The organism is uncultured Methanobrevibacter sp. (assembly GCF_902788255.1).
Taxonomy (GTDB): domain Archaea; phylum Methanobacteriota; class Methanobacteria; order Methanobacteriales; family Methanobacteriaceae; genus Methanocatella.
In genome coordinates this window covers 1-6,722 of the sequence record NZ_CADAJR010000052.1, presented here as the reverse complement: position 1 = coordinate 6,722, position 6,722 = coordinate 1, and the positions used below count along the sequence as shown (strand labels likewise).

General features: G+C 36.2%; 5 protein-coding genes. 1 reads left to right on the top strand and 4 read right to left on the bottom strand.

The genetic code is table 11. The annotated features are described in order from the left end of the window. Positions 1–101 precede the first annotated feature (101 nt). The 4 genes from QZV03_RS10940 to QZV03_RS10925 all read right to left on the bottom strand — a co-directional run bounded on the left by QZV03_RS10940 (position 102) and on the right by QZV03_RS10925 (position 5,925). Complete coding sequence (locus QZV03_RS10940; protein ID WP_296876739.1) at positions 102–1,022, bottom strand: hypothetical protein; 921 nt, start codon at positions 1,020–1,022, stop codon at positions 102–104. Positions 1,023–1,125: 103 nt separating this feature from the next. After that, positions 1,126–3,285, bottom strand: coding sequence for an Ig-like domain-containing protein (locus tag QZV03_RS10935; protein ID WP_296876737.1), 2,160 nt, complete (start codon positions 3,283–3,285; stop codon positions 1,126–1,128). A gap of 64 nt (positions 3,286–3,349) precedes the next feature. Beyond that, positions 3,350–4,252 carry a hypothetical protein gene (locus QZV03_RS10930; RefSeq protein WP_296876735.1) on the bottom strand — a complete coding sequence of 301 codons (903 nt, stop codon included), beginning with the start codon at positions 4,250–4,252 and terminating at the stop codon, positions 3,350–3,352. 158 nt (positions 4,253–4,410) lie between these two features. Then, the gene (locus QZV03_RS10925) at positions 4,411–5,925 is read right to left on the bottom strand and encodes a hypothetical protein (RefSeq protein ID WP_296876733.1); all 1,515 of its coding nucleotides are present in this window, start codon (positions 5,923–5,925) and stop codon (positions 4,411–4,413) included. Between the two features lie 250 nt (positions 5,926–6,175). Between QZV03_RS10925 and QZV03_RS10920 the strand changes: the two genes are divergently transcribed. After that, positions 6,176–6,595, top strand: a complete 420-nt coding sequence (locus tag QZV03_RS10920; RefSeq protein ID WP_296876732.1) for a hypothetical protein — start codon at positions 6,176–6,178, stop codon at positions 6,593–6,595. The last annotated feature ends 127 nt before the right edge of the window (positions 6,596–6,722 follow it).

Here is a 6,722-nt window from a genome sequence, read left to right as displayed (position 1 = left end):
TGCGCGGGTATCGGCTCGAAAATATTAACATTCCACTCAACAAGGGGTATGTTAAAAAATCGAGAATCCCCAACTTCTTAAAAGTTGGCGGAAGTTCAAATTTATACATTTCTCTTTTCAAAAAACTCTCCCCGTTTTTCAACGAGTCCCAACTCCATCAGCTCATCTATATTGCGTTCTATCTTTTTATTGAAGTTTTTAGACTTATATCTGATTAATTTCTGTTTTATTTCACCAAATGTTGAATGATTGATAGCATCAAATACACTCTGCTGAAATGGAGTCAGCTTGAAGATGATGTCATCCAGAGGATTTGCAGTGTCTTTAAGTGACCAGTTATCGTCCTGAACCTTGAGAGAGTACTTTTCCTCAAGTTCCGGGAGTTTATCTGTAAGTTCACCCAGATAATCGTGATTTGCAAGACCGAGCCTGTGTTTTGAGATTTTGTTTAGGAAATCCTGTCTTGCATTTACAATATTGATTTCACTTTCGGATGATTTTAAAACATATACCCTGTCATCAACCACATCAACGGCCATATATTTCCCTGATTCCTCATCATATTCGATTTCATTGAATCTTGTGACATCCCAGTCGTTGTCCATGAGAAAGTTCCTTACAAACTCCGCATCCTCAAGTGTGTCATAATATCCAAAGATGTAATCGTCACCGGCAATGCGCTTTTTTATGACGAATGTGTCAAATACCCTGGAGATGTTAAGACCATACTTGGAATTGTTCGGATTTCTCAGGCGTTTTTTATAGAGACCGTCAATGGTCTTCTTTGACGGAGGAGTCCTGCACCTTGCAAGGATATGGATCCTGTCATCGATTACCTTAACGACAATATAGTTATCGTTTAACTTATAGATTTCATCGATTCCCTCTAAATTCCAATTATTGCTTTCAAGCTCATCTCTAATGAATACGGCATCATCGATGGTGTCGAATTTGCCGTAATTTCTGGAACTTTTAACTATCACATATGAATTCTTGTTTTCACGGATGTATTTGTGAGACATTGATAGTATTTTAGATTTAAAAATAGATAAATAATGCTGTCGATATGAGAATGATTTAAAAAAAAAAATAATAAAAAATAGAGAGATTAATCCCCATTCATTTTCAAGCTTCAATCTTTTCTGAAACTGAACTTCCTTTATAGATTGCCCTGACATTCATTTTTTTGGCTTTTTTAACTGCAAGCTTTGCAATTCCTTTCCTGTTGGTCTTGATTTTGAATGTCTTTGAGTTGACCTTAACCTTAACAACCTGATTTTTAATTTTCTTGTTAATTTTGACCTGAATTGTTACTTTCTTCTTGCCAACTTTTGTCTTTAAACTCAATTTCTTCACTTTGAGTTTTTTGGTTATCTTATAACCCATGTAATTGACTTTAAGTGAATACTTGCTCTTCTTAAGTTTTAAAGACTTTTTAAGGGTTGCAATTCCTTTTTTGTTTGTTTTGACGGTGTATGTCTTGCCGTTGAAAGATATTTTAACCTTTTTATTTGCCAAGACCTTGCCCTTGGAGGTCAGGAACTTGACTTTAACGTTTACACCGTCAAATGAAGCCTCAGCGGTCAGGAACTTGACTTTTGGCTTTTTGACATCAACCAAAACCCAGTTTGAAAGGTCATTGTATCCGTTATCATCATAATAGTCAAAATAGATGTCATGTTCTCCGACATTCAGGTTTTTAAGTGAATATCTTGCGACACCATTCTTGATTAAAACCTTATGATCCTTTTCATCAATGCTGAATATCACATAGCCAGTATGGTTTTTTGGAACCTCAACAGTGATATATTCATTTCCACCGGCGGTAAACCTGTAGTTGAAATCAACTTTTGGAGATACATATACCCTCCACTCAACAGAGGACACGTTATAGTCATCACCACTATATTTGGCAACCACATTGTGAGTTCCGACATCAATCAGTCCCATGCCCACTTCAGCATAGCCCTTATTGACTTTTGATGATGAAAAGAGTTTTCCGTCAACATAAATTTCCAGATTTCCCCTTGCATCGGAAGGAAGCTTAATGTATGCCTTGGCAGAACTTTTATATGCAAACATGTCCGGAAGAGATATATGATACTCGATTGTAAAGTTATGAATCCTGTTCAATGGATAGAACTTGCCGTCTCCAGGATAGGAGATGAACATTGAGTGGTTTCCGCTTCCAAGTCTGCTAACATCGATTTCAACAATGTTGTTTACGGTTGTTGAGCGTTTGAATTTGCATTCGACACCATCAATCATGACCTTTAAAAGCTTGTTATTAAGGGTATCGGGCAAAGTAACCTCAATTATCTTGTCGAATCCATAGTATAATGTTTCAGGCCAAACATCAAAATCATAACTCATGTTGGCACTTTGAATCTTTGTTCTTGAGAAGTTCTTGCTTGTGAAGACGACCTTGATTTCCTTATTGGAATGCTTGATGTAATTTTCAAGGGAAAGAATGAAATCCCCCTCATCGGTTTTTGAATTTGCAATCAAAACATTGTCAAGATATACCTTGACATTGCCTGCAACATTCTTTAATGTCCTCACGCTTACGCAGTCGTCATGGCCTATGTTAATAGGGTTCGGAATGTCAATTATGACATTGGTAACGGTAAAATTGAAAGTCTTGTTGAATGGATGATAATAGCTGTCTCCATAATAGACTACCTTAAATGTATGGTTTCCCAGATCCAGATTTTTGAAAGGGTTGTTTTGCCAGTAAAAGACAGGTCTGGCCTTTGTCCTGTTGAACAGCCTGTCATCGATGTAGAATTCAACATCCCCGTTGGCTGATCTTGGAAAGACAATCAAACTGTGATACGGGTCGTTTTGAAGAATCTCATTTGGAAAGAACAGCATATTGTGATCCGGTGAAGGTCTCATGACCTTAAGGTCCTTGTTGAGGTTTAAGTCGATACCATTATAAAATGCATTGACCTTATATAATTTATAATCAACAGGAGGATATATTGCAATATACAATTCATATTTAGGCTTTGGAAGCTTGATTGGAACCTTAAATGACTTTTCAGTGATTGACTGATTGTATATTATCTCATCATTTACCTTAATGGAAAAGTCCCCTGTGGCGTTTTCAGGCAATTCCACCTCAATATCACTAAGGTTTTCCTGCCACATCTGTTCTTCAAACGTTAGGTTTATGTCGCGCACTATTTCATCATCCGTCTGGTTGTCCGAAGCACTTACACCAGATACGGAAATTAAAGCGACAATTATTATGATTAAAACTAAACCATACTTGATGTTCATAATAATTATTATATTATTATATAGTAAAAATATTTTCCCATGCTAATGAATTTTAAAAAATCAGTTATTTGCCTTTCAGAATGAATTCTTTGGCCAAACCAGTTAGTTCAACAACTTCTTCAATTGAAAAACCCTTATCCATTAATTTATAGGCAACATCAAGCTTACCTTCATCAATACCCTCTTTTCTACCTTCTATTATACCTTCTTTAATGCCTTCTTTTCTTCCTTTTTTTAGCAAATACCTATCAGTTGGATTAAGCAACATATCTGTTTCCTCCCCATATCTATCAGCATCATTTTCATCTAACATATTAACACACAACACATCAAGCAAATATATTACAGCTTTTTTGTCATTTAAATCCATTTTGGATTGCACAGAAATTCTTTCAATGAGTTTACGTGCCCGAATAAGAATTTCCAAGGGAGCTTCCTCATAATCTGTGTAGACAATTACCTGAAGTGATGCAATATCCTCATCAGTAATTAATTCCTTGTTTTTTAATTTGTCTTCAATGGTTTTAAATATTTTCCTTGCCTTGAATTGTTTAAGGGAAATCACATGCATCGTATATGTACATTCATCATTGATTTTGAATTCCTTTTTGGCATAATCCGATTTTTCTGTACACAATATGTACAATTCAACATCATTGTTCTTAAAAATCCTCATCGAAGCTACATATTGGAAAAATCGCTTGATATCTTCATCGTTTGGAAGTTTAGTTTGACACTCCAATATCAAACTGATTACCCTCCCATCCTTATATACATCACCTGCAAAGTCTATACGGGAAATTCCAGGACCCAGATTCATGTATTCCGACAAGGTCACCGACAGTATCTCATAAGGAATCCCAATGAATTTTAAAAGTCCATTGGCCCGCTGATGAAGAATGCTTTTGAAGTTGTAGTCATTGTATTGAGGATAATTTTTATCCAAAAGTTCTTTTTCAGCATTCATAAGTACTTATTTATCACAAATCATATTAATAATTATCTACAAGATAAAATAAAAGCAAAATTTACTTATAATTGAAATTTAACCGATTTAAAGCAATATTTATCTGGGCATGAAAAAGCAATGCGGAAAAAATAAAAAAAGTGAGGATGAAATCCCCTTTAAGAAACAACAATTCTTGTTTTGTAGACCAAATAGTACCCTACGGCATAATGGTTATGGGTATGGGTCTTGCCGCACCCAGGACATTTGAACACGGATGTAATCTTGAGCTTTTTGGTGCTTGCCTTGTACTTGTGGGAAGTTGGAACGTACTTGAGCTTGAACTTGTTGGTTACGGTCTTTTTAAAGTATTCTGTTCTTCCATTGATTTTTTTGAGATGCTTTATTCCCAGACCGTATTTAACCACTTTGGCCTTTCCGTTTTTCACCTCAACTGTACCGACACCCCTGATTTTAAGCTTTCCATCCTTGACCTTCTTGCCGGATTTTGTCAATACCTTTATGGTGAACACCTTGGCGTCGTTCATATATACCCTCTGGTCTTTAATAACTATCTTTGTATCCAGACGTTTTTTGATTATTGCCTTTGATGAAACCTTTTTGGAGGTCTTGAAGTTTGACGCAGCGAATCTGGCGGAGTAGGTGTATTTTTTGACTTTCTTGAGCTTGAGCCTTTTGATAGCAACACCGTTTTTCACCTTGACATTATAGGTTTTGCCGTTGATTTTGAATGTTACCTTTCCTTCATTGACCTTTTTGCCCTGGCTTTTTACAGTGGCTTTTAATGTCACCTTGAATCCCTTATACTCAGACACCCTGTATGCCTTGATTGATACGGGAGCCTTTTTGACATTGGCGGTCCTTTTGACTTCAGACATCTTAACATGAGGGGTTGCAGAGACAATAGTTAGCGAATATGTTCCAGCGGAAGCTGGAGGTGTAATCCTAATCAAACCGTTTACATCACTGGTGTAGGTTTTTGTCTGTGTTTTACCGTTCTTTGTAAATGTTACCTTGACATCAACACCATTGATCGGTTTACTATGAACACTATCGGTTATTTTTGCAGTTATGGTTTTTCCGGAAGCATAATATGCACTATAATCACCAACGGTGACTTTTGCATCACCGCTGACCTTCAAGACAGCCACATCCATGACTTTGGCATCACCCAAATTGACCGCCGCCAGGTAATAGGTTCCCGGAAGAAAACTGTTTGCCTTAATGGTAGGATGGTATATTCTTGCTTTCCTGTTAGTATCATTGAACAGAAGCCCACTGTCATAGACAACGTTATAATCCTTATCGAAACCCACAAAATTGAAATTATATCCGTTATATCTTGTATCCTGGCAAGGATTGAGATAATAAGCTATTTTCGTATCCTTTGTAGCAGAAATTTCATAAGTGTCTTCCAGGTTAAGTGAATAATAGCTTGAAGGCGTGATTGAAGCGGAAAGTACCTCTTCAGATTCGCTTTGTGACAATATAGAATCTTCACCATTTTCTGAAATTTCCTGATTTTCAACGTTTTCCTCACCGATTGCAAGCGTTTCAACATCGCTTTCAACCGGATCCATTGTCATACCCTCATCCGTTGCACTAACCGAGGATATGGCACAAATGCTGACTATCAATATCATCAGCACTAAAAAATATTTTTTCTTAAACATTATATCCCCTTTTATATTATTGAATATATGTTTATTTTAAATAATATTTAAGAGTTTATTAGAAACGAGGTTAAAAATAAGTTACATAATTTAAAATAATAAAAAATATTCACGAATTTAAGAAAATGTTAAAAAATTTATAATAATAAACAACTGTGCAGGTGAAGGGCAAAGCGTATACACCTACGGATATTACGACACAATAAGCGCAAATTACTGGTCCACAATTCCAAGCGAAAATAATGACCAATTGGTTGAATGGAAAGCATGGCCAAGTGACAATATTTACCATATCGACACCAATCCGGCAACATTCACAATCGAGGTAAGAGGAATCCCATGTGCAAACATGACATCAACTGCAATAATAAGCTTTGTTCGCCAGGACGGAACCCAGGTAGCACTGCCTATGATTGCCGAGTATTTCTCAATGTCCGGTCCTGAAGGAATTAAAATAGAAAGTAAAGAAGTTACCGCTGAAGGCGTGAAAATATCCTTTACCCCTACAGAAGAGGGAACCTACGAATTGACATTCAACATATACGGCATTACAACAACCATAACCCTAAATGTTAAAGACGGAGGAGCACTCATCCCGGTACCCCTCCCGGAACAGGATATACTAATACCGGACATACCAAAACCTTATATCCCAAAAACCAACTGTTAAAATAATGATCAACTCCTTATTTTTTCTATTTTTGAGGGCGACTCAAAATTAATTATTTTTTAAAAATTTTTTTGCATTAATTTTTATTATTTTCAGGTATTTTGTTTGTTGTTTTGGTGTATGAGTT